Below are 24829 nucleotides of genomic sequence, written 5' to 3'. Positions count from 1 at the left end.
GTGGAGAGCGGTTTTGTACTTCTTAGATGGCCAGTTAGCACAACAGATTGTTGAACGAACAATGAATATCATTGGGTACAACATCAATGTAATGAATAACCATGGTGTCATTCTTGGCAGTGGTGAATCTAAGCGTATCAATACTATCCATGAAGGTGCATTACTCGCCATCAGTCAGCAACGCACAGTGATTATTGACGATGGCACTATGCTCAATCTCAAAGGCGTTAAATCAGGGATTAATCAGCCCTATATTATCGTGGCCAGATTGTTGGTGCGCTCGGTATTACGGGGAAACCAGATGAAGTCAAACAGATGGCCAGTTTATTAAAAATGACCGCTGAAATGATGATTGAACAAGCAGACTTAATTGAACGTTCGAATTTACAGAAACGGCAAAAAGAGGAGCTGATCCTCCTGCTGATTAAACCGCATAAACAAGCGCAGATGCAGCAATGGGCAGCTCAGTTAAATATTGACCTCACTATCCCTAGAGTCGCTGCAATTATTGAGCTTCAAGCCAATGAACAACAATCTGCCCAGCAACAACTACAACAAATTATCCATCTACTTGAGAATCCGGCTCGTGACAATTTAGTGGCAATGACCTCCATTAATCAACTGGTCATTTTAAAACCTGCGTTACTCAATGGTAAAGAGTGGGACCCTAGCCTTGAGGAATCTCGCATTGATAAATTATTCAGTCGTATTGCGCCAACGGCAGGCATAAAACTCAGCATTGCATTAGGCCACTATTTTGTTGGGCTAGAAGGTATTGCTCGCTCTTATCAAACGGCACTTGATACACTCGCTTTAGGCAAGTTCCACGCACCGACTCAATATAAATACTTATATAAAGATTATGCAATGCCGGTGTTGCTGTCAGAGTTGAGTCACCATTGGCGTGGTGATGAGCTAAAAGCGCCATTACTGGCACTCAAAAACAAAGATAAAAATGGCCAATTACAAAAAACCTTAACCGCTTACCTCAACCATTTTGATGATATGGCAAATGTGCCGATTCGCTGTTTATTCATCGTAATACACTCAGATACCGACTAGATAGAATAAGTGTTATTACTCAATTAGATATGCACAATATTAATGATTTATTGCAATTACATCTGGCACAAACCCTTTGCCATACCAGTGCGATAAACGATCTAGGCTGAATTTGTGCATTTGCACAAAAATAACCGTGTAATGATGAGATTATCCGTCAAATGTTATAAAGCCTGCCAGCACAGATTAAAGCCATAATATCGCCTGTTGAGCGTATCAATGAGCGACGACTTAACAACCCCGATACCCAAGCTACCTGAGGTTGTATTTGCTGAAGTAGTTAAGCGACTTCAAGTAGTTTGGGTATTCCCCCCTACAACAATACTATTAAAACAAATGGAATTATCATGAGCCTAATCTTGATCCTGATTGCGGTGATAGCCTTTATTGTCATTGCAACATCTAAATTTAAACTACACCCCTTTTTAACGCTGTTAATTGCTTCATTTATTGCCGCTTTCGCTTACGGTTTACCGAGCGCTGATATCGCCAAAACGATCACCTCTGGTTTTGGTGGTATTTTAGGTTATATCGGTCTAGTCATCGTATTAGGCACCATTATCGGTATTATTTTAGAAAAAAGCGGCGCGGCAATTACAATGGCGGATGTGGTCATTAAGGTGCTGGGCAAACGCTTTCCTACCTTAACCATGTCGATCATTGGTTATATTGTGTCAATTCCAGTATTTTGTGATTCTGGCTTTGTTATCTTAAACTCGCTAAAACAATCGATGGCTAACCGGATGAAGGTCTCTAGCGTATCGATGAGCGTTGCCTTAGCCACGGGCTTATATGCCACTCATACTTTCGTTCCACCAACACCAGGTCCAATTGCTGCTGCGGGCAATTTAGGTTTAGAGCATCACTTAGGGCTAGTAATTGCTGTGGGTGCTTTTGTGGCTGCCGTCGCTGCGTTAGCAGGTATGTTATGGGCCAACCGCTTTAAAGATGTTGAGCCTGATGGTGAAGGCGCTGCCGAACTTAAAGAGCAAATTGATAACTACCAAGAACTAAAACAAGCTTATGGCGAGTTACCATCACCAGCTAAAGCATTTGCACCTATTTTTGTGCCTATCGCACTAATCTGTCTTGGCACCGTTGCCAACTTACCCGCTAAACCCGTTGGTGTAGAAGAGCTGTATTCTTTACTAAACTTCTTAGGTCAACCGCTTAATGCATTAATGATTGGTTTATTATTGTCATTACTACTGCTTAAACAAACCAATAAAATTGCAGAATTTAGCGAGCGCATTAGCCAAGGTTTAGTGGTTGCAGCACCGATTATTTTGATTACAGGTGCAGGTGGTGCATTTGGTGCAGTATTAAAAGCAACGCCAATTGGTGACTTCTTAGGTTCATCTTTATCTGCATTAGGTATTGGTATCTTTATGCCATTCTTAGTGGCTGCAGCATTAAAGTCAGCACAAGGTTCATCGACTGTTGCCTTAGTTGCTACCTCAGCCTTAGTCGCCCCTTTACTGGGTGATATTGGTCTTGGAACTGAAATGGGCCGCGTATTGACGGTAATGGCCATTGGTGCCGGTGCGATGACAGTCTCACACGCTAATGACAGTTTCTTCTGGGTTGTGGCACAGTTTAGCCGCATGAGTGTTTCACAAGCCTATAAAGCACAAACTATGGCAACCTTAATTCAAGGTGTTAGCTCAATGGCAGTGGTTTATCTACTCAGCTTGGTTCTGCTATAACATTTATATTTCAAAATAATGTCGCTAAGTACGATCTTAGCGACATGCTATAGGATGCCAGCATGAAAATAGTCATCGCACCCGATTCATTCAAAGAAAGTCTTAGTGCAATGCAAGTGGCTAATGCCATTGAAACTGGCTTTAAGCAAGTTTTACCCAATGCACAATATATCAAAGTCCCTGTTGCCGATGGCGGCGAAGGCACGGTGCAATCTGTCGTTGATGCCACTGGCGGTAAAATCATTACGGTTTCGGTACAAGGGCCACTTGGTGACACTGTTAATGCCTTTTATGGCGTAATGGGACAAGGTAAAACCGCCATCATTGAAATGGCCGCGGCATCAGGGTTACATCTAGTCGACCCTAGCCGTCGAAATCCTCTTCTTACTTCAAGCTGGGGCACGGGCCAGCTGATTGCTCATGCACTTGATCATGGTATTCGACATATCATCATTGGGCTGGGTGGCAGTGCCACTAATGATGCTGGAGCAGGCATGGCAATGGCTCTTGGCGCTATTTTACTCGATGAGCATAAACAGCCGTTAGCATTAGGTGGTGAAGCATTAGCTGACCTTGCTTATCTTGATACCAGCAAACTGCACCCTGCAATTGCTGAATGTCAGTTCGATGTGGCTTGTGATGTTGATAATCCACTTTGTGGTGCGCGCGGAGCCTCAAGCATTTTTGGCCCACAAAAAGGCGCCACACCTTATATGGTTAAACAACTTGATGCTGCACTTAACCACTATGCAGATATTCTGGTTGAAAATGGCTATGTCGATCATCGACTCACATCAGGCTCAGGGGCGGCAGGCGGCATGGGGTTAAGCGTGATGAGCTTGCTCGAGGCAACATTACGCCCAGGCATTGAGATTGTGTTAGAGACACTCAAATTTGACGAGCAAATCACTGGCGCAGATTTAGTCATCACAGGTGAAGGACGTTTAGACAGTCAAACCTTACATGGTAAAACACCTATTGGCGTCACTCGCGCAGCACAACGTCATAATATTCCAGTTATCGCTATTGCAGGCTGTGTCAGCCATGATGCCAACCAGTTATTAGCACACGGTATTACAGCCGTTTTTGCGGTGGTACCTCGGGCAATGCCACTCAATGAGGCCCTTGCTGAATCAGAATATAATTTAACTCAAGCTGCAATCAATATTGCTCGACTATGGCAACTCAAGTGATACTGCATGCAATGTGAGTCATAACTCACATATTTAATTAAGGGAGCATTGGCTCCCTTAATTTTTGCATGACTTATAGCAACTTGATTAAGACAAAATTACTATATTCATATCGTTCTACTTGATGGTCGTAGAACGATACAGTACAGTGAATATCACTAAAACAGCCTAGTTTTAGTACTGACTTTTAAAAACTATATTAAGAATAAAATAAATGACAGTATTCGCCACTCGCCAAGCAACAGCTTCTGAAACATCCCTATTACGTATTTTTACGGTACCAGAAGCCCCCGATTCAACACTCTCGATTATTGAAAAAAATATATCGCAGAACTTGGCGGGATTTTTAGGTGAAAGCATTGCCGCACTAGAAAAACCCTTGCACGAAATTGAACAAGATTTCCAACAATACCAAATACCAACAACACCTCAGTTTGTATCAGACTACGCAGATCTCATTATGGATAACCTAGTCGCCCACTCAGTACATACTGCTGCGCCTAGCTTTATTGGTCATATGACCTCAGCTCTGCCCTATTTTGTATTACCGCTCTCGAAAATGATGGTAGGACTGAACCAAAATCTGGTAAAAATTGAAACATCTAAAGCTTTTACGCCGTTAGAACGTCAAGTGTTAGGAATGTTGCATCATCTTATTTATCAACAACAAGATGACTTCTATCAAAACTGGATGCACAGCGCTAATCATGCCTTAGGGGCTTTTTGTTCTGGCGGTACTATCGCCAATATTACCGCATTGTGGGTGGCACGTAACCAGCTGCTCAAAGCTGACGGCCAATTTAAAGGCATTGCCAAATCTGGACTTATCAAAGCATTACAACATTATGGTTACAGTGACTTGGCCATCTTAGTCTCTAAACGAGGCCATTATTCATTAGGTAAAGCAGCCGATTTATTAGGAATTGGCCGCGACAATATTATTGCCATCGAGACCGATGCTGATAATAAAGTCGATGTGGAGAAGATGCGTATACAAGCGGCGAATCTAGCCAAGCAAAACATTAAAGTCATGGCCATTGTTGGCGTAGCAGGCACCACTGAAACGGGCAATATCGATCCCTTAACAGAACTCGCGGCGTTGGCACAAGAGTTACAATGTCATTTCCATGTTGATGCTGCTTGGGGCGGTGCAACCTTATTATCAAATAATTCACGCCACTTACTCGCAGGAGTTGAATTGGCCGACTCAGTTACCATTGATGCCCACAAGCAGATGTATGTGCCAATGGGTGCAGGTATGGTGATTTTTAAAGAGCCCACCGCCGCGCATGCAATTGAACACCATGCCGAATATATCTTACGTAAAGGTTCAAAAGATTTAGGTAGCCAAACCTTAGAGGGCTCACGTACGGGCATGGCAATGTTAGTGCATGCTTGCTTACAAATTATAGGATTAGATGGTTATCAAATATTAATTGATAACAGCATCAAAAAAGCCCATTACTTTGCCAAACTGATTAATCAACACCCTGAGTTTGAACTTATTTCAGCACCTGAATTATGTTTGCTAACTTATCGCTATGTACCACTGCGAGTACAACAAGCCATCAAACATGCGAAATCATTACAGCAACTACAAAAGCTTCAACAAATTAATCAACTGCTTAATGGCTTAACTAAATATATTCAAAAACACCAACGTGAACAGGGTAAATCATTTGTGTCACGTACCCGCTTACAGCCGCAGCAACATAATGGCGATAATATTGTGGTATTTAGAGTCGTATTAGCCAATCCATTAACCACGGATAAAATTTTAACTGATGTACTTGCTGAACAAGTTGCAATTGCTGCGACTGAAAATCTGTTTACACCACAGTTATTAGCACTTTGTGAAGAAACCTCGACAAGCAATCCGCTTTAATCATACGGCATCCAATACTCACCAACCCTCATGAGTAAATAGCCGCAGAATACACAAAGTTAATTTTGCTTAATTAACTTTGTTTTTCGCATATAAAAATTCCATTTTTAGCGGATACCGACAATACTTAGCTCAATGTTTATCAATTTGTATCAATGGGCATAGGTTTAATATGAGTCAGCTATCAAATGCCGTAGCAAAATTAACTGTTTTTTCTGTGGTCATGATTACTGTCACATCCGTTGATAGCATCCGTAACTTACCTGGCGCGGCATTATTAGGTAGCCATGTAATTAGTTACTTTATTTTAGCGGGCTTTTGCTTCTTTATTCCAACGGCTTTGGTCTGTGCCGAAATGAGTACCACTTATGCTGAACAAGGTGGTGTATATCTTTGGGGCAAAAAAACATTAGGGCCTAATTTCGGTTTTTTAACTGTGTGGTTTCAATATGCTGAAAATATCGTGTATTACCCGCCATTAATATCATTTATTGTAGCCACAGGGACTTACCCTTTCTTTCCTGATCTCGCCAGTAATAATATTTTTATGTTAGTAATGATTAATATTATTTTTTGGTCACTCACCATAGTAAATATAAAAGGGTTACGGCTTTCATCTTTAATCACCAATGTATTTGGCACAATTGGCCTTATCTTCCCAATCTTATTAATTATTAGCTTAGGCATTTATTGGATTTTCACCAACCCAGAAAGCTCTCATATCTCATTAAGTCATGTCAGTGACTGGTTACCTGATTTAACTCAAACTGGTATTGGCGCCAGCTTTACCGCCGTAGTGCTTTCATTAACAGGCATTGAAATTACCACGGCTTATGCCAGTGAAGTCAAAGATCCACAAAAAACCTATCCGAAAGCCTTATTAATTTCGACGGTAGTGATCCTATTTTCACTCACCGCTTGTTCATTATCCATTTCAGCCGTGGTATCTGATGCACATTCAAGTTTAAGTGAAGGTATTGTGTTAGCGTTTAAGACTTTTTTAGCTGATTTACACTTAGGGTTTATGCTGCCAGTTATCGCCTTGGCAATTGTATTCGGCAGTTTAGCGAGTTTGAATAATTGGATTATTGCGCCAACTAAAAGCCTACATGTGGCAGCGAAAGATCGCTTTATGCCCATCAAGCTAACAAGACAAAACAAAAATGCAGCTCCAGTACCATTACTGTTATTACAGGGTGCAATCGTCAGTTTATTATCAATGGTCTTTATTTTTGTGCCAAACGTTAATGAAGGTATGTGGTTATTGAATATTCTGATGACTCAACTTTATATGGTGATGTACATTTTTGTATTTATCTGTTTTTTGGTGTCACGTTATAAGCACCAAGACACTATTAGGCCCTTTAAAGTCCCCGGTGGTAAGTTTGGTATGTGTCTGGTGAGTGTATTAGGTATAGGTAGCAGTATTTTTACCATTATTATTAGTTATGACATTCCTAAAGGTATTGATAGTGGCAATGCCGCTAGCATGCTCTCGATTGGGTTTGTTATCTTTAGTTTACCTGCCTTTGTTGCCATTGCTTATCGCTTAAAACAACTTAAAACAACTTAGTCATCATCACAATAATGCGCCATCATTGGCGCTTTGCCTTTATTGGCTTTTCTAGTGAATTAAAACCTATTACTAATAGGGTTCAATACTAATATCTTCTACCCAAATAAGTTCACATGCACCATCCCCGGTATCAAAACGACTGAGAGAGCTATTCCATGAGAAATCATCATCACTGCTGACATTCACTAAATGTCCCTTTAGCGCGATAATTTGCCCAACCTTAATATCATCAATAATATCCGCAACCGCCTCTGTAGCAGCAATCAAATGCATATTGGCGCTACTACGAGCAATTTCTAACTTAGGAATAATCAATTTAGATGCACGCCAGTAATACCAACGGTTAGATTGTGAAATATCAATAAACTCAAGCACCGTTTCATCAGACATTCTACCCCAACCAAAAACAAAATCAGTTGTTGATAGATCAGCGCCGCGATCAAACCGATAATCCTCCCGCGCCAGAACCTTAGCGGTCATCACAAAGTCAGCAACTTCAGTAACCTGATATTCGCCATATTGATGTTTTTGAGCAAAGCTTGGAGATGTTTGGTAAGGTATCAGCGGAGCCTTAACGCCATCGCCTAAGATAATCGGCTGAGTTGAATACCAATAGGCCAATGACGCAAATAAAAGCAAAAGACAAACAACAAAGGTACGATTAATCATTAAGTGATAATTCATAATAGTTGAGATGGAATCCATTCCTTTGATAACTATCGAGATATTTAAACCCTAACTTACCAAGCACATTGATTGATGCATAATTTTCAGCAACGACCTCAGCCACTATCTTATCCAGTTGAAATTGTGCTTTAACATAGTCAATTAATGCTTCACATGCTTCTGTTGCAAATCCTTGATTCCAATATTGCGGTAATAACCGATAGCCAATATCTGTTGACTGTAATGATGGTTCATATTTAATGCCACAAAAACCAATAATTTTATTATCTTGCTTATGTATCAATGCATAACGAGCATAACCATAACGCTGATATTCATTCATCCAAACCCGCTCAATCACTTGTCTAGCATCGGCTTTAGTTTGCACAACACCGGCATCTCCCGTCCAGCGGGTTGTTTCAATACAGGTTGAAAACTGATGTACGGCTTCAATATCATCTAAATTAAAGTGGCGCATCTGCAAACGTGCAGTATCAATCAATATCGTCATCTATTACCTATTATTAATTAAGTATAATAGATAACAATACACAATTTATTAACATATGCAAAAAGCAATCAATTTACAGTAGATGATAACCACTTATGAACGATCACTTGATTACGACCACTATTTTTTACTTGGTATAAGGCAACATCAGCAGCCTGTAAACATTGAGAAAATGAACCTGTTAACTTGGCTTGTGGGATGCCACTTAACGCACCAATCGACACTGTTAAGTTACGTGGCCCCTGCTGGGTTTGAAATTGGTGCTGTGCAACCTTAATTCGAATACGATTGAGAATTTGCTCTATGTTTGCCGTTTCAGTTTGTGGCATTAAAATCACAAACTCTTCTCCCCCCCAGCGGATCAATTCATCATATTCACGAATATTAGTGAGCATTAATTGACTAAATCCAATCAATATTTCATCACCAATGTCATGGCCGAAACTATCATTAATCACTTTAAAATGATCTAAATCTAATAATACTAGCGTATAGGTTTGTAACTCTGATAAATGGGTTAATTCACCAAGCTTTTCTTCTAAATAACGGCGATTCTTCAACCCTGTTAATGAGTCACAATGAGAAACTTTAACCAATTGATTATTGATAATCTTTAATTGAGAGTTAGATCGTAATGCTTGGTAATGACGTGCCAACATATACAAACCAATCAACAATAATAGGCCGACAAAGACAATAATAAATCGGTGCCGTAATTGCTGCTCTTTAATTTCGGCTAACGCCAACTGATGCTCAACATGTAACAATTTAAGCTCTTTTTCATGTGCTTCTGTTTGAAATTGTGCCTGCATAGCAAAAACTTGTTTTTGCCGTTTATCAAACAATGCATCCTTAATTGCTAAGTGATACTGTTTAAATATTTGATACGCTAGATCATGCTGATCCAAAGCCACATATATCTCAGCTAATAACTCAAGTGAATCAATATAACGTTCTTGCAATCCTAATTGTTGTAAGTTAGTAGATGCCACAATAACTAAGTCTAATGCTGCTTGGTATTCACCTTTTAATAATAAGGTCTTACCATAACTAAGGTTACAGCTATTGATATACAACTTATGCTTTACTGTTTTAGCCAGTGCAATACATTTTTCTGCAACTAGAATTGCTTTAGAAAAATTATTAAGCCTATTTTCATTATTAAGCTGTTTAATAATAACATTTAACTGTAAGTGATAATCATCAGAATCTATAGCAATATGTTCTGCTCGTTTTAACCAATATTTACCAGCTTCTAAATCATTTATTTTATCTGAAATAACGGCTCTATTTATATAAATAATACCTAATAATTTTGTATTAGTAGACTTAGTTTTATTATATGTATCCAATGCCTTTTTATTATAAATTTCGGCATCTTGCCACTGGTCAAGCTGCATAAAGATAATTGACATATTAGTAAATATTTTAATATCAAAATCTTGAGCATAAAAAGTATCATCTTGCCAATATAACAGCGATTTTTGAAAGTCTTCAAGGGCAAGGTCATGACTTAAAAGAAGTAAATTTAGTACCGCCCGCATGTTATATAATTTGACTAATAATTCATGATTATTCAAATTTTTCGCAATAATAAGTCCTTGTTGAGTAAAGTCTCTTGCGAGATCATACTCAGCATTACCATAAACAGTTACTGCATTTAAGAAAAGAGCTTCAGCCATCATTACCTCTGATTGAGAGTTAATGGCACGATTCATCACTTGTTTGGCTATGTTTGCCATTTCATCTTCTAAGGTTTGAGCATAAAAGCCTGTAAACCTTAATTTCATATAATGAATATAGAGTGAATCATTATTTTCCCACTCATTATTGGGAAATAAACTATCTAATTCGCTTAATACTAATTGAGGGTGTGAATATACACGCTTGTATAATTTATTGAATTTTTGTTCAAGAACTGGACTAAAACTGTTCATATTTTCAGACTGATTTGCAAATGTTTGATGAGCAAATAGGCATATAAATATTAATAGCAGTAAATGAATATGAAACTTCATATTAGTTTGCTTTCCCTGCAACGATTATGAGGCATTACTAGACCAATTTATATAAAAATTGAAACCATAATAAATCATTACCATCAATAAAAACGTGTATTAGGTCTCGAATTATAAAAGCCAGCAGCGAAGATACAAAAAGCTACAAGTGTAAATTAAAGCGCTATCTGCCCTAGTTATTAAAGCAGAATCCCGTCATTAAAAATGACTATTATAAAGGTAAAGTATTATTATTTTACCTTTTGCTTAATTACCAATGCCCGAAAATATAAACTCAAAAACTCATTATATTTAACCATTAAAAGCACAACTGTTAGTTATTAATACTGGTAAGTGGACTGACCTCGAATTAAATTTATCCATCTAACCATCACAGAGTTAAATATCCCTTGCACAGAAATTTTAATCGCTTATTTTTGAGCCGTGTTCGTTATATCGAACATAAGGATAAATAATAAAATACTACAAGGACTTGCATATTTTATATGCATCGTTTCAGGATAATTATAATAATGAAATTCAACAAACTCATAGTCATGATGGGAGTGGCCTCAAGCATATTACTCAGTGGCTGTAATTCAGATACTGATGCCACACCACCCGTAGTAAGCAAACCTGAAATACCTAATTTTGCAGTCGATGGAAAATTAGAAGTTAACATTAAGCGTACCACCTACGGCGTACCGCACATTACGGCCAATAACCTCGAAAGCCTTGCTTATGGTGGTGGCTACGTCCAAGCACAAGATAACTTATGTATTTTGGCTGACGGCTTTACTAAAGCAAACTCTGAACGTTCTAAGTACTTTGGACCACATGCTTCAATTGACTTCAGTAGTGGCTTACCTATCCACCAAGACAATGGCAACATTATCTCTGACTTTGCTTATAAAGCCCTAAAGATTAGAGAATTAGCTGAAACAAATTACTCAAAATTTAGCGATAACTCACGCGCCCTAATTGAAGGTTATGTCGCAGGTTATAACCAGTATTTAGCGGATATTGAATCAGGAAAAGAGACCAATGCAGATCTTTTCTGTGCGGGTCAGCCATGGGTCAAACCTATTACGAATATTGATATGGCCACCTATATCTTCTCAATCAATATTCTTCCTGGTGCTGCTAACTTCTTAGATCTAATTTTTTACGCAAACCCAGGTGATGGTCATGAATACTTACCGAGTATGAAGCCAAAGTCAGCGCAATTGGATCCTCAGTTAGCACAAGCATTTATAGCTGACACTAAGCAAAAGTTTATTAACCATGCCAATACCATAACGCTGCCAGAGAAAAACCCACAAAAACTAGGGTCAAATGGTTGGGGGCTAGGTAAAGAGATGACCGAAAATGGTAAGGGTATGGTGCTCGTCAACCCACACTTCCCATTCACAGGTAACCTACGTTTTTGGCAATCTCATAATACTATCCCAGGTCATCTTGATATCACCGGCGGCTCATTACTGGGGATGCCTGGTCTAGTTAATATTGGCTTTAATAAAGACCTAGCATGGACCCATACTTTCTCTACCTCTGAACATTTTGTTGTCTATAAGCATGATGTAAAATCAGGCGACCGAATGCAGTACATTGTTGATGGTAAGGTTCAAGATATCAAATCTGATACCGTACAAATTGAAGTCAATGTAGGTAATGACCAGATAATGCTTGCTGAAAAGCAGATCTTTTATACCGATAAAGGCCCTATTATTGAAGCGCCAATTGAAGAAGCGCCATTTGGTTGGGATGATGGCCAAGTCTTTATGGTACAAGACGTAAATATGGGCAACCTTGACCCTCTAGATCATTGGCTTGCAATGAATCGCGCATCAAACCTTGATGAATTTAAGCAAACTTTTATCGATTATGATGGCATGATCTTCCTCAATACGATGTACGCAGACAAAGAAGGTAACGCATTCTTTATTGATGATGCATCAGTGCCGGGGCTTAATGACTTTGCTGTTGCTATGTTAAAACAGAGCGAAGAACTTCAAGCTTTAAGAGAATTAGCAGGCTTCACTGTATTACCGGGTAACTCAGTGCTATTTGCTTTTGATGGCCCAACACCGTATGAAAATGTCCCTAAAATGACCCGCAGCGACTTTGTGCAAAACTCAAATGACTCGCATTGGTCAACTAACTTAGCTCAGCCATTAGAGGCTTCTCGCCAATGTTTGGTGAAGAGCGTGAGCAATTATCACTGCGCACGCGCATGGGCTTGAAAATGCTACAAGACGGTGCAGGTGAAGATGGTAAGTTTTCTTTAGCTGAGTTAGAGCAAACCTTTGTTGATAACCGCATCTATCTTGCCGAGATGATTGGCGCAGATCTAATCAAACAATGTCAGGCTCAAGGCAGTACACCAGTAAAAGTGACTGAGACTATAAGTAAGGATATCAGCGCAGCATGCCAAGCTTTACAAGCATGGCAAGGTTCACAAAACCGAGATGCTGTTGGCGCTTCGCTTTGGCGTGAACTGGCCTACTTATTTGACCAAAAACAACATTTAACTACACCATTTGATGCCAACCAAGCAGCGACAACACCGAATCAATTAGTTCATGATAATTCTGCACTAGTGCTACTCGCTCGCGCAGCACTCAACGTAGAAGCTTCTGGCTTTAAGGTTGATGACCCATTAGGTACCTTACAATTTGTTGAAAGCTCAACACCAACGGGCCAGCCTAGTGGTACACGCTTCTCATGGCCAGGCTCTTACCATCAAGCCGGTGGATTTAATGTGTTCTCAAATAGCACTAGCCGTGATGACACCTTGATTCCACAGTTTGTATACAAGTCAGCAATTGACCCAGTGACCAATAAGCCATTACCTTCAGGATTATCGACTTCAGGCTATCCAATTCGTTATGGTTCAAGTTGGATCATGGCCATCAGCTTTACTGATGAAGGCCCGGTTGCTCGCGGTATCTTAACCTACTCACAATCAACCAATAGCCAGCGTGCAGAATCAGATGACCAAACTGAATATTTCTCATTAAATAACAGCTTACGCCCAGTGTTGTTTACACCTGAAGAAATTGAAGCAAATTTACAATCTGAAATAAATCTAAGCACGACTCAATAATAACTACCAAACAAAATAACGCAGCAAATGCTGCGTTATTTTTATTCAAATTTAAACAATATTTATTGTAGTTTTGTCGTGTTCACTCTATTGTTTATCTATTAATTTAATAATTGAAATTAATCGATAAATATGAATAGAGTTCGAAAAAAAAGACTAGGATTTACACTCATTGAATTAGTCGTTGTCATTATTATTTTGAGTATTTTAGCAGTTATCGCCATTCCTCGGTTTCTAGATTTAAGCAAAGATGCCCAAATGGCTGAAGTTAAAAATACCGCGGGTAGTTTTGCATCAGCAATCAGCTTAGCGCGAACGGTGTGGATCAGTCATGGCGCATCAGGTCCATTAGATGACATACCTGTTTATAATCACAATAAATACGGTAGCTTAGACTTCAATAAAGCCGGCTGGCCAGTACAGCACTTTATTGGCGCTCATGAGCAATTTCCAAGCCTCAACTATGCTGCTGACTGCGTCTCATTATGGCAAGCCATGTTTGCCAACAATAGCCCAAGTGTATCAGGTAAAACCAATACTGATTATTTGGCTCAATATATTCCAACAGGTCAGTGTAAATATCATTATAATCGCCAACCGAATTACTATATTTACTATAATTCAAATAATGGCAAAGTAGACTACAATATAGAATAAATATACATTTTATAAATATACCACCACATTAATTAACATCATTATTGATTATTTTTTATATCGCCCATTTACAACAGAATAACTTTATTCGATAATTTATAAACTATTACTACCTTTCTTTAGTTACTAACGCTATTTAGGATACTCACCGTGATTTCTCGCAATCAAAACTCAGGTTTTACTCTGATAGAACTCGTTGTTGTTGTTATTATACTCGGTATTCTGGCGGTAGTGGCGCTCCCTAAATTTATCAATCTGGGTGATGATGCAGATAGAGCCGTAGTCAAAGGCACCGCAGGTACCTTTAAAGAAGCCGCCAATTTGGCTCATGCTGCTTGGGTCGCCAAAGGAGCCTCTGGCACCATGGAAGATGCAGAAATCTATGGCAAAGGCTATGATAACAGCATCGATATCAATGATTACGGTTGGCCAGCTCAGCACTACAATGCTGGAGGTATAGAAGAGCATGTCTATCTTGATAATCAATCTGACTGTTACGATTTATTTCAACAAATAATGCAGCAACCTGGACCAACTATATCAAAAGAACCTAACTCTAACAGCGATTTTTATGTATTAAATAAAGGCTGGGTGCACGCAACAAATGGTTCATGTACTTATGTATACACAAAACAGCCTAAATATTGTTTTATATATAATTCAGTTACAGGCAGTGTTAATAGTTATACCAACACTACCTGCCCAAACTAATAGATTACAATAGTTCTTAGAATCAATTTCTTTTACTGCGGTAATTGCGCTTGATGTAATTGGATAAATTGCACAAGCGCCTGTTGACCATCTGCAAATGCATCAAACAATGATTGTTCAGTCGCCATTGGTTTAACTAATTCATAGTAACATTTGATTTTAGGTTCAGTGCCTGATGGACGCACAATGACTCGTCCGCCCTGTGTTAAACGATAAATCAATACATCACTCGCCGGCAAATCGATGACCTCGGTACGGCCATCAGTAAATTGACGCAGACAAATACTTAAATCATCAACCGATTCAACCTTAACGCCAGCAATATCTCGTGGCGGATTAGCACGTAAGAAAGCACCAATATTGGGTGTTTCAGGCTTAAGTGCAATACTGACCTGAGCATTAAGATGCAAGCCATGTTCTAGGTAAATTTCAGCAAGGCGATCCCAAACGGTTAAACCTTGATCATTAAGTTCTGCCACTAGTTGCGCAAAAGCAACCAATGCAGATAAACCATCTTTATCCCACACCATATTACCCACGGTGTAACCTAATGCTTCTTCGTATGCAAATAGGAACTGACTACCATCTACTTGTAATTGCTGTGCCACATTCATTAGCCATTTAAAACCAGTTAAGGTGGTATAACTTTGGCCATTAAGTGAAGATGCTATCTTGCTTAACAAACTTGAAGACACAATAGTTGTGCCGACTAAACGCTGCCGCTCATCTGCTTTTGAAAGTAGATAATGGCCAAACAAAATACCAACCTGATCACCGGTTAGCATTTGATATTCACCGTCATCACGGCGCACCGCTACCGCAAATCGATCAGCATCAGGATCATTGGCACAAGCAAGCATGGCGTTATTGGCTTTTGCCTCTGCAATGACCATATCCATCGCCCCTTTCTCTTCAGGGTTAGGGAAAACAACCGTTGGGAAGTGTCCATCTGGCTCGCGCTGCGCCGCAACGCTATAAACTTGGGTCACGCCAGCATCCGCTAATACAGTTTCAGCCATTTCAGCACCTACGCCGTGCATGGCAGTGTAAGCTAAGCTGACCTTGCTGGTATCAGCACTGCTTTGCAGTACTTTTGCCGACGCAATATGCTCGCGATAACATTGATAATAATCATCGCCTAACCAAGTTAATAAACCATCGGTTTCGGCATTATCAAGCGCTAATGTTTGAATCGGGCTAGCAGCCACAGCATCAATACTGGCCGCAATGCCTTTATCATGCGGCGCAACAATCTGTGCACCATTACCCCAATACACTTTATAACCATTATATTGTGGTGGATTATGGCTCGCAGTAACCACAATACCCGCTGCGCAATCAAAATGCTTAACACCAAAAGCCACTAATGGTGTCGCCGCCACTTTATGAGTTAATCGTACTTTAATGCCATAAGCACAAAATACACTAGCAGCATCATGAGCAAATTGCTTTGAATCAAGGCGACCGTCATAACCAATGATAACGCCTTTGTTAGTAGAATCAGAAACATTATCGAGCAGGTATTGAGCCAAACCCGCAGATGTCTGCATCACCACCAACCGATTCATTGTCAGTGGGCCTGCGCCAACCTCACCACGTAACCCTGCCGTACCGAACGCTAATCGACCAGCAAATAATTTAGCTAAACTTTGCTGATCATTGTTATCAAGTAATGTTTGTAACTGGGCGCGTGTATTTGAGTCCGGATCATTAGCGATCCATTGCGACACGGTCAATGCGAGTTGTGCATCCATAATCTACCTCAATAATAAACAGAAAAGGCCATCGTAAAACCATAGCCTAATACAAATAATTACCATTAAAATTACGAGAAATATGACGCAACTACAAGCAGCAATTGCGGTGTAGACTTTAAAATTACAAAACACTAACGCTTAAAGGGATTTTTACAAATAAAATCAGACTGTTATTTAACAATTACCAATCTAGATTAGCTTAATCGATATCCGCTTAACTCACTCTTTTAGCACTAATAAAGGCATTTCTTGGGGTAACCGTTGCATCACAGAACTGAGTTAAACTGACCTGATAACCAGACTCTTGCAAAAAGCAGACACGATCTAACAGTAACCAATGTTCAAGTAGTTGCCTAAACAGATGAGCCACTAAATCTATACGCCGAGTGATAGCTTGGCGCTGTTGACCCCGTATAAGGTACTCATCAAAATCAATATGTTCAGGCAAACCTACCTGCTTCGCGGCCGCAGCCCAGTGACAAAACTCACTAAATGATCCCGATAATTGGCTTTGTTTAATTGCAGGAATAGGCAAATAATGGTTACGGCCACTGCAATCACGTTGCAAACAATCAAACCCAAGACGCCAACTCACCTCTTGTAAGCGCAGCGCTTTAGCTTTGTCATTTGCAATCACACTCTGCTGCAACGGCAACTGTAAATCATGTTTAGCCAACACGAGTTGGCTCTGCTGAGCAAGCGTTGACATTGCTTGATAAAAAGGTGTCTGAATTAAATGGTAACAACAAGGAGAGATAGTAATTTGTTCACACTGACAGCTTGATGCTTGCGCTAATAGTTGCTGATGTAACTCACCACAAGCGTGCAGCGCCACGCAGTGCTGTTGTGGCTTAAAATGCATGCTCACATCATCATTAAATACATCAGCGCAGACAAACTGCTGTGCTAATTGCCAGCGCTGAGCAAAGGCATCACCAGCCTCACAAAGTGCGGATTGCCACTCAATACTGGTGACCTCAACCTGTTGGCTCTTCGCAATTAAGCGACCTAAATGGCCCTTTCCCGCACACCACTCAAGTACTGGTTCATTAACCTCGCCAATGCCTGCCACAAACTGGTTTATTTGTTGCCACTTGCGACCTTTAATATGCGCACTAAAATGACTATCAATCTGTTTGTCTAATACCCGTTCAACCTCTGGCAATTGCTTGAAGCTTGGCATCAATAACGACAAATCCCATACTTCGCCGAGTTGCTCAAGGTCTTGCTGCAAACTTGGCAATAACGTTTGATAAAGTAATTCACTATCTGCATCAATATTATCAATATCAGCATCGTCTATCGCATCGACGGTTACCGCTAAGTGAGTAAACACTTGCGCCCATGGCAAGGTTAATTCCTTAAAGGCCACCACTTGCCACAGACGTTGGCTTTGCAACAGTAGCTTGTCAATCGCAATAAATTGCTGCTGATAATTCATCTAATCTAACTCATCTCAATAAAAAGGCGCTCACTTGAGCGCCCATTAGTATAATACCAATTTGATTAAAGATGTGCTCTATTCAGAGCTTGTCAGCCTTTACAATTCTAGGCGCATTGGTGCCGTAATGGCTATTCCCTTTCAAATCAATGCAACATCGAAATGGAAAGGCCTGAAAAGCTCACTTCGTGCGGGTTTCAAGGCACTGTATACTGCGTTGAACATTTTCAAAATAGAATAACTATTCCACTCAAATGTCCGCCTTGTCTACAGCACCTTGAACTCCCGCTGAATGATCACCTTCTTAATCAAGTTGGTATAACCTTAATTGTCATATTTCAGACGAGATCGCTCAGAGAAATTGCAAATGTTAAGAGCAGGAACTGAATCAGAACATTTATATAAGCCAGATACGTTGAAGTATTAAGGTGATAAATATTAACGAAATTAATCCCCCCTATTTAGAGGCTCTAAACAGTCGTTATAGTTGCAGCTTGTAAGTGCAAACTAACCTGCACAACAAAGGGATTGTTATACACTGCTTTTTGCTTTAAAAATTACTGCCTGATACCCCAGTTTAACAGGGCATTTTTTTAATGGGCTAATATTAGAACAACCAGAGTTGCCCGCAGTGACTATACCGAATACGGTTTGGGTGGCAGCACCAATAATTCGGACGAGGTGGCCAACACACGCTTTTAAATCTCTTTGTCGAAGTTATTTCAGATTGCACTTATAGGCAATGTTTTTAGACAAACTACTCATTATAATGCCACATAACGCCAACACAGCAGTTCGTTACGCGTCCGATAGCTGTCATTTACGTTTTCTTAATAAGCACTCTCATGATATCCCGCCAAGACAACATTCCCACCGGAATACTGTCATCATTAATAATCGGGATACATGATATTTTATGCTGATTAAATAATGCTATCGCTTCCGTTACCTTAGCGTTCTCATTTAGCACAATGGGGCTACGGGTCATAATTTGGTGTACTTTCTTATTGAGATAAGCTAAATCTTTGATCGTTTCGGCAGCCGTATCTATTCTCGGACTAAGTGACTTAAGCAAATCCCTATCTGAAATAATGCCATATAGTTGTTTATCTTCAACGACAAGCAAGTGATGGAACATATTATTTAAAAATATGTCTTTCACCTTACCCAAGCTGTCGTCCATTTCGACAGTAACGACATTCTTACTCATAATATGGTTAACTTTCATTTTACCCTCCATGGTATTGTTGAATATTAACGCAGTGTTAAGTCGTAAAAAAATAGCAGACTAAAATAGTGACAAAGAAACGCAATCCACGCTTTTTCGCCCTTTGGAGTAACTGGTTACAACTGATACTTAATTCTATACCTAGCTAACTGATAGTGCTTTTTACCATCCCGAATGAATAAAGAACACAAGCGTTAAGATAACTGTAAATGATGATCCCGTAGAAAACGAGCATTGACAGGAAAGATGAAACTAATTGCTTATATCTTTGCAAATCTAGCGTCATCTTAAAGCAAAAGAATAAGCTAAGACTAAATAATGAGGGGGAATAGTCAATTAACACAAGCTGCCAATGCTAACTAATGCGTAATCGCGTCAATGAGCAAAGACAGATTGTATTTGAAATATCGAAATTAACTGGCTTTATTCGCCTTTTTAATGGCCATGCGTTTACCTAACCATACGCCCAGTCCTAATGGCGCAAAGAACACCACTAACAGGAATAAAATAAAGTAGACAATGACACTTTTAATGGTGTTGGTGATCTGTTCAAACACCACTTTTACGGCGTGATCTGCGATTTGATTAATATCATTTTTAGCGGCTTCACGTTCACGAGTCACCATACGCTCTAATGCTTCACGCTCACTCGTGACCATTAATTGCAGCGCTTTACGCTCTTCGGTTAATTGCGCTAATTTATTATCAGTATCTTTGCTGACTTGATCTAATAAAGGTGTTAATTCGCGTCGCATATCAACCGCTAACGTTGCCATCATTTCAGGACTTTGTGCCATTAACTTCTGGAACTTAGCAGAAGTAACACTTATATCTTCTAGCGTCTTTTGTAGCTCTTCAGTATTGATGTTTGAATGGAGCGCAAATAACTCGGCCTTCCAACCAAGAATTTTAGGGGTTTGTTGTGAAATCATCGACATTCTATCGGAGATATCACTCATCACCTCAGGCACTGTACCAAAGGTTTTAATGACATCGAACTCACCAATCTTACGATAAGTTAAATAATCCGTGAATGCAGACTGACGGCTAAAACTGATGTCAGTAAATGGGTGTGTTGCCACATATTGCTCAACAAATTTAGCACTGGTTGCATAAACTTGGCTGCTCAACAAACCTTTAGCACTCTTTCTAAATTGGCGAGTTAGCGACTCACTCACCGCAATCGCTGCGGCTTGTTGGCTGCCAAACAGTGTTTTACCAGCACCTTGATTAAAAAATTGCTGTTGCTGCTCGACAAATACCCAAGTATCAATCAAGGCGGCGACGGGTGACGGCTGAAAGATACTACGCTGAATGGTTTGCTCAGCATATATCTTCCACATTAAGGCATTAGCCCGTTGCTCAATGGTAGGATCTTGAGCCGCAATATAATCTGCAGTGGTCTCGACTTGGCTATAAAAAGATTGTACATAGTCGCGACTTAATACGCGCATATTGAGTTGCTCTGTTGGTAAGGGCTCAATACCACTTTCCAACTTGATTTCTAACAACGAGCAACCTGTTGTGGTCAATGCCAACCAGCAAACCATAACAATATAGCCAATACGTTTCATTATTTCTCCATTGAAGCTATTTAAACGAAAATACGCGTACTATTTTAGCAGACATTAATATCGACAAAGCATAACGCAAACTATTGTTACATTACGTGATTTGTTCGATGATATAGAAATATCTAATCAGCAATGATAAATATTGGAGTAAGTATGCGTTCACCTTGTGTGGCAAACTGTGGTTTAGGTGAAGATGATATCTGTATGGGGTGTTTTCGCCATATTGATGAAATTGTGGACTGGAGCCAAAGTACTGAAACTGAGCAACAGCAAATCATTGATGCTTGCGCGGTTCGTAAACAGCAATATGTTGATAAGGTTAATACCCAAATATTAAATCGTGAAGCTTATAAAAAAGCCGAAGCAAACATTGCCTCGGCTAAATTAACGGTCAAATAAGGTCGTTATTTTTTACCCATCATCGCTTTTAAATCAGCAAATGGGTTAAAGGTTGCCGCTTCAACTTTAGTTTCTGTGGTTGCGCCATATTGGATCAACTCTTCAAACTTAGAGTGCTCATTATCATGACAATACAAGCATAATAATTCCCAATTTGAGCCATCTGATGGATTATTGTCATGATTATGATCACGATGATGTACCGTTAACTCAGACAGGTTTTTATGGGTAAACTCACGGGTACAACGACCACAAATCCACGGGTATAACTTTAACGCTTGCTCACGATAGCCCTTTTCACGACTGGCTTTATATTCACGAGCTTGTGCTAATACTTGATCTAATTTGCTCATATTCCACACCTAAAAACAAAATTGCCCCAAGCATAATTATACTATTAGCTTGAGGCAATCATTATTCGTACACAGTTTAGCGATTAATTACCTTCGGTAATGTACTCGGCTGAAGAAAGATGTAAGTAATGCAAGTAACGCTCATATTGAGTCACGACATCTGCAATAATCTGCTCTTCGGTATACCCCATCACATCATAATACTGACCGCCATGCTCTAAGAACACTTCTACGCGGTAATAAGCTTCTTCCGTTTCGTCAGTTGCTTCAGTATCAGTGCTTAATGAAAAGGCTCGAATACGTAGACCATAAGCAAAGCTAGTTTGCTCATCACTGGCAATCACTAGTCGGACTCGACCATCAAGGTAGACTAAGTCAGCAACAATGCCCTTTGCCATAAACACTTGGCATACTCTTGATAATGCAGGCGTTGCCACATGATCAATAAAGGTTTGCGCATCTTGATGAGTCGGCCGCGACACCAATACATCAAGTCTATCTTCCCAAGTCATATTGGTTTTAGCATACTGCACACTGGTATTATGCTGCTGCACACTATTAATCTTTAGCCAATCATCTTGCAATGCTTTAAATAAACCAAAGCACATAAATAGCATCACCACTAAAAATGGCAAGGCACTGGCAATTGCAGCCGTTTGCAACGCTTGCAGACCACCTGCTAACAATAATACAGAGGCCACTAAACCTTGCATTAATGCCCAAAAAATACGTTGCCAAACTGGCGCATCGTTATCACCACCCGATGTCAGATTATCGATCACCAATGAACCTGAATCTGATGAAGTCACAAAGAATGTCGCCACCAAACATACAGCTATTGTCGATAAAAATGTGCCCATTGGCATATGTTCAAAAAACTTAAATAGCGCAATTGATACATCAGAATTTACCGCATCAGCTAAATAAGTTGCACCATGATGCATAATTGCATCAATTGCAGTATTACCAAATACCGTCATCCATAAGAACGTAAATAGTGTTGGTACAAACAAAATACCCATTAAAAATTCACGGATAGTACGACCACGAGAAATACGCGCAATAAAGGTGCCGACAAATGGTGACCAAGAGATCCACCAGCCCAATAAAGTAACGTCCAGCCACCAATCCAATCATTTTTTTGCTGATACGCATAAAGATTAAAGGTTTTACCAACCAAGTCACTTAAGTATGCACCAGTATTCTGCACAAACGCTTGTAACAGAGAAACGGTTGGGCCAATCAGCAATACAAACATCATCAGTAAGAAAGCGAGTAATAAATTAAGCTCACTTAATCGTTTAACACCACTATCTAAACCTGAAAACACAGAAGCTGTAGCAATTAAAGTAATCACCACAATTAAACCAACTTGCACCATAGCTGAAACAGGTAATCCAACCAGATAGTTCAAACCAGAGTTAACTTGTAGTACGCCAAAACCAAGTGATGTCGCCACACCAAACATAGTACCCAGTACCGCAAAGGTATCAACCGCATGACCAATTGGGCCAAAAATACGATCACCAATTAACGGATACAATGCACTACGCGGTAGCAACGGTAATTTATGTCGATATGAAAAATACGCTAAACAAAGCGCAACCACCGCATAAATAGCCCATGCATGAAGTCCCCAATGGAAAAAGGTAATCATCATTGCATCTTTAGCCGCTTGCAGCGATTCAGGCGTTGCATCTGGCGGAGCTAGATAATGCATGACGGGTTCTGCGACACCAAAGAACATCAAACCGATGCCCATACCCGCAGAAAAAAGCATGGCTATCCAGCTTACGTAGCTGTAATCAGGCTCTGCATGATCAGGCCCTAATTTGATATCACCAAACCGACTGACCATGACAAACACAATAAAAATTAAAAAGATAGCAACGCCCAAAATATAGAGCCAGCCAGCTTTACGTTCAAACCAAGTTTGTACAGTTTTGAAGACATGTTGAGATTGTTCAGGCCAAATAGCACACACAATCACCATCGCAGCAATAAGAAAAACAGAAGAGAAGAAAACAGGTGGATTAATACTGGATTTAAAGCGCATTGATACTCCCTAAAAATTCTACCTCACCAACCAAGACTCATGTCACTAACACCTAAAAGTCGTTAGCGGCAATAGCGTCAAGATTGAATGCACGAAAATACGAGATAGAAAGTTAAACTTTCTTGATACCAATTCAATTACTCCTGCTAACTATAGCAGAAGCAATGGAATGTATATCCACACATACCACCCCAACTAAGATTAACTAAGGCAGTATTTAATACTAAATGTTCACCAAAATATGGAATTATCATACTCCAACTGGCAAGAACAAGCGCAGCATTATACACAAAACAAGCGTTTACGAAAAGTGTGCTAACTCTTAGTGGCGGGAGTTTGACTAATGCCTGCAGTCAAATTAAAACGTATCGCCTCTTCAAATGACCAGTCTACCAAAATTAAATCTTCACGTTTAACTAAGCTTGTAACACCAGCCATCTGATAACTTAATTGGAATAAAACAGGCACCCAATCACCTTCAGGCAAGGCATCCATAATCGGTTTAGGCGGATGTTCTGTCATAATAAAACCAACGACATAACTGTTATTAGCTTGCTTAATTAATACCGTTTGCTGATTACTTGGCTTGCCGTCACGATTCATTAATGCGGCAATATCTTTAATACTGCCATAGACCGATTTGAATAATGGAAAACGCATCAACTGCTTTTCGAGCCAAGTGTAGACCCACATAATTGGACTCGCAGAAAACAGTAGCCCTGCCACAAATACAATCACGCAAACTAATAAGAAACCTTCACCAATAAAATGCTTATTAATGCCGACAAAACTTAATAGAAAAAATCCTAACCCATCGAGGGAAACAAACAGAGACCAAAACAGCCACAAACTGATCGCCATTGGCAATAGGTTAAATAAACCACGTACTAATGTTTTCTTCATTACAACTACAACTTAAAAATCGATGCGCTATCATACACGCCAAGTGGT

At 39.8% G+C, this 24829-nt stretch carries 16 protein-coding genes and 4 pseudogenes; 9 read left to right on the top strand and 11 right to left on the bottom strand.

The features are described from left to right. Nucleotides 1-13 precede the first annotated feature (13 nt). The 5 genes and pseudogenes from JCM15074_RS20840 (at nucleotide 14) to JCM15074_RS04125 (ending at nucleotide 7419) form a co-directional block, all read left to right on the top strand. Nucleotides 14-1172: pseudogene (locus JCM15074_RS20840) on the top strand (sugar diacid recognition domain-containing protein). 237 nt (nucleotides 1173-1409) lie between these two features. Further along, nucleotides 1410-2768 (top strand): GntP family permease, encoded by a 1359-nt coding sequence (locus JCM15074_RS04140; protein WP_025820060.1) that lies wholly within the window; start codon nucleotides 1410-1412, stop codon nucleotides 2766-2768. Nucleotides 2769-2830: 62 nt separating this feature from the next. Further along, a complete protein-coding gene (locus tag JCM15074_RS04135; RefSeq protein WP_025820059.1) occupies nucleotides 2831-3961 on the top strand; it encodes a glycerate kinase in 1131 nt (376 codons plus the stop codon). A gap of 214 nt (nucleotides 3962-4175) precedes the next feature. Then, the gene (panP, locus tag JCM15074_RS04130) at nucleotides 4176-5846 is read left to right on the top strand and encodes a pyridoxal-dependent aspartate 1-decarboxylase PanP (protein ID WP_025820058.1); all 1671 of its coding nucleotides are present in this window, start codon (nucleotides 4176-4178) and stop codon (nucleotides 5844-5846) included. 172 nt (nucleotides 5847-6018) lie between these two features. Continuing rightward, a complete protein-coding gene (locus JCM15074_RS04125; protein ID WP_025820057.1) occupies nucleotides 6019-7419 on the top strand; it encodes an APC family permease in 1401 nt (466 codons plus the stop codon). 72 nt (nucleotides 7420-7491) lie between these two features. Here JCM15074_RS04125 and JCM15074_RS04120 read toward each other — a convergent pair whose 3' ends face one another. From JCM15074_RS04120 to JCM15074_RS04110, 3 genes are all read right to left on the bottom strand, one after another. Beyond that, a complete protein-coding gene (locus tag JCM15074_RS04120) occupies nucleotides 7492-8091 on the bottom strand; it encodes a hypothetical protein (RefSeq protein WP_037469062.1) in 600 nt (199 codons plus the stop codon). Then, complete coding sequence (locus tag JCM15074_RS04115; protein WP_025820055.1) at nucleotides 8084-8599, bottom strand: GNAT family N-acetyltransferase; 516 nt, start codon at nucleotides 8597-8599, stop codon at nucleotides 8084-8086. Before JCM15074_RS04115 ends, JCM15074_RS04120 begins: the two co-directional genes overlap by 8 nt. A 68-nt stretch (nucleotides 8600-8667) precedes the next feature. Beyond that, a complete protein-coding gene (locus JCM15074_RS04110) occupies nucleotides 8668-10617 on the bottom strand; it encodes a tetratricopeptide repeat-containing diguanylate cyclase (RefSeq protein ID WP_025820053.1) in 1950 nt (649 codons plus the stop codon). A gap of 512 nt (nucleotides 10618-11129) precedes the next feature. Here JCM15074_RS04110 and JCM15074_RS25225 point away from each other — a divergent pair. The 3 genes and pseudogenes from JCM15074_RS25225 (at nucleotide 11130) to JCM15074_RS25375 (ending at nucleotide 15070) form a co-directional block, all read left to right on the top strand. Further along, nucleotides 11130-13702: pseudogene (locus JCM15074_RS25225) on the top strand (acylase). A gap of 132 nt (nucleotides 13703-13834) precedes the next feature. Then, entirely contained in the window at nucleotides 13835-14359 is a 525-nt protein-coding gene (locus tag JCM15074_RS04100) for a pilus assembly FimT family protein (protein WP_025820051.1), read from the top strand. A gap of 150 nt (nucleotides 14360-14509) precedes the next feature. Continuing rightward, nucleotides 14510-15070: a type II secretion system protein gene (locus JCM15074_RS25375; RefSeq protein ID WP_025820050.1), complete on the top strand. Its 561-nt coding sequence runs from the start codon at nucleotides 14510-14512 to the stop codon at nucleotides 15068-15070. A gap of 32 nt (nucleotides 15071-15102) precedes the next feature. On the opposite strand, the gene JCM15074_RS04090 is transcribed toward JCM15074_RS25375, so the two are convergent. From JCM15074_RS04090 to JCM15074_RS04070, 5 genes and pseudogenes are all read right to left on the bottom strand, one after another. Further along, a complete protein-coding gene (locus JCM15074_RS04090; RefSeq protein ID WP_025820049.1) occupies nucleotides 15103-16824 on the bottom strand; it encodes a phospho-sugar mutase in 1722 nt (573 codons plus the stop codon). A 217-nt stretch (nucleotides 16825-17041) separates the two neighbouring features. Further along, nucleotides 17042-18268 (bottom strand): methyltransferase, encoded by a 1227-nt coding sequence (locus JCM15074_RS04085; RefSeq protein WP_025820048.1) that lies wholly within the window; start codon nucleotides 18266-18268, stop codon nucleotides 17042-17044. 531 nt (nucleotides 18269-18799) lie between these two features. Then, nucleotides 18800-18973 (bottom strand): annotated as a pseudogene (locus tag JCM15074_RS25575) (DUF3703 domain-containing protein); the annotation flags it as partial. Between the two features lie 115 nt (nucleotides 18974-19088). Beyond that, nucleotides 19089-19496 carry a CBS domain-containing protein gene (locus tag JCM15074_RS20830; protein WP_037469018.1) on the bottom strand — a complete coding sequence of 136 codons (408 nt, stop codon included), beginning with the start codon at nucleotides 19494-19496 and terminating at the stop codon, nucleotides 19089-19091. A 413-nt stretch (nucleotides 19497-19909) separates the two neighbouring features. Then, nucleotides 19910-21070, bottom strand: a complete 1161-nt coding sequence (locus JCM15074_RS04070; protein WP_025820047.1) for a chemotaxis protein — start codon at nucleotides 21068-21070, stop codon at nucleotides 19910-19912. A gap of 153 nt (nucleotides 21071-21223) precedes the next feature. Between JCM15074_RS04070 and JCM15074_RS04065 the strand changes: the two genes are divergently transcribed. Beyond that, the gene (locus JCM15074_RS04065; RefSeq protein WP_025820045.1) at nucleotides 21224-21469 is read left to right on the top strand and encodes a DUF1289 domain-containing protein; all 246 of its coding nucleotides are present in this window, start codon (nucleotides 21224-21226) and stop codon (nucleotides 21467-21469) included. Between the two features lie 5 nt (nucleotides 21470-21474). On the opposite strand, the gene JCM15074_RS04060 is transcribed toward JCM15074_RS04065, so the two are convergent. From JCM15074_RS04060 to JCM15074_RS04050, 3 genes and pseudogenes are all read right to left on the bottom strand, one after another. Further along, entirely contained in the window at nucleotides 21475-21822 is a 348-nt protein-coding gene (locus tag JCM15074_RS04060) for a YajD family HNH nuclease (protein WP_025820044.1), read from the bottom strand. A gap of 83 nt (nucleotides 21823-21905) precedes the next feature. Further along, a pseudogene (locus tag JCM15074_RS20825) lies at nucleotides 21906-23878 on the bottom strand (BCCT family transporter). 315 nt (nucleotides 23879-24193) lie between these two features. Next, nucleotides 24194-24781, bottom strand: coding sequence for a DUF502 domain-containing protein (locus tag JCM15074_RS04050; protein WP_025820043.1), 588 nt, complete (start codon nucleotides 24779-24781; stop codon nucleotides 24194-24196). Nucleotides 24782-24829 lie beyond the last annotated feature (48 nt).

The sequence above is a fragment of the Shewanella marina JCM 15074 genome, assembly GCF_000614975.1.
Lineage (GTDB): Bacteria > Pseudomonadota > Gammaproteobacteria > Enterobacterales > Shewanellaceae > Shewanella > Shewanella marina.
Note: the sequence above shows the minus strand (reverse complement) of the source record. Positions and strands in the feature narration are given on the sequence as shown.